This window comes from Gluconobacter oxydans, assembly GCF_006539685.1.
In the GTDB taxonomy this organism is placed as follows: Bacteria; Pseudomonadota; Alphaproteobacteria; order Acetobacterales; family Acetobacteraceae; genus Gluconobacter; species Gluconobacter oxydans.
This window is the reverse complement of the sequence record NZ_BJNM01000096.1, coordinates 1-832: the sequence shown is the minus strand read 5'-3', so window position 1 is coordinate 832 and position 832 is coordinate 1. Positions and strand designations below refer to the sequence as shown.

General features: G+C 64.1%; 1 protein-coding gene and 1 pseudogene. Both read right to left on the bottom strand.

What is annotated here, in order from left to right:
• Positions 1-34: 34 nt before the first annotated feature.
• Positions 35-361, bottom strand: a complete 327-nt coding sequence (locus GOX01_RS13305) for a hypothetical protein (RefSeq protein WP_228119369.1) — start codon at positions 359-361, stop codon at positions 35-37.
• Positions 362-375: 14 nt separating this feature from the next.
• Positions 376-832, bottom strand: a pseudogene (locus GOX01_RS13300) (phosphoadenosine phosphosulfate reductase family protein); the annotation flags it as partial.

Here is an 832-nt window from a genome sequence, read left to right as displayed (position 1 = left end):
AAAAACGGCGAGGCCGTCCGGCCCGCGCCTGAAACTAGACGGGTCCTCCCCCGTTACCAAAGGCACCGGCCGGGAGGCTCCAGTTTTCTGCCAGAACCGTCTGCAACGGGCGGTCTGACAGGCAGGCTGCGACCAGATCGGGCCGCGACCGGGCCACTTGATAAACCGTCCCTTCGGACGACAGCTGCTCGAGTCCCCGGTCACGTTTGATCGTGCAGCCGAATTCCTTTTCATATCCGTTCAATTTCGCAAACCGGTTCGCATCCATCCATTTCAGGGTGGCGAACTGGTCTGCATTGCCGAAGATGCAGAACGCGCAGGACAGGCGCGAAAATCCGACCTGATACGGATAGGCCGGCATGACGCGCCAGCGCTTCAGGATCGCCCAGACCTCTGCTTCGAACCACTGATGTACCGGCCCCAGTGGTCGACATGCCGACGCCGCCGCGTCCCGTTTCTCGTGTCGGTACGGTGAGGCTCAAAGGTCGCATAGCGCGCCCGTGCAGGACTTTCTTCGGCACGTTCTCCTGTCACGACCAGGGTACGACAGTTGAGGAACCTGTCCTGTCCGCGGAGGGCGCGATCCGCCACGTCGATCTTGAGGCTTGCCGAACACCAGCGCACGAACAGGCTGGCCGAGATCTGGGGAAAGCGCAGCCGGGTTCCGTTCGGGCCCTGCCCGCCGGCGACGACGCGTCCCTGCGGGGTCTCGAAGACCACGGGTGCGGTCGGCATCTCGTGGCGCAGCATCTCGCGCTCGAAGCCCCCCTCACGCCAGGACCGATAGAGTGGCAGTCCGAAGTCCCGGGCCAGGGCTTCGACATACGGAGCG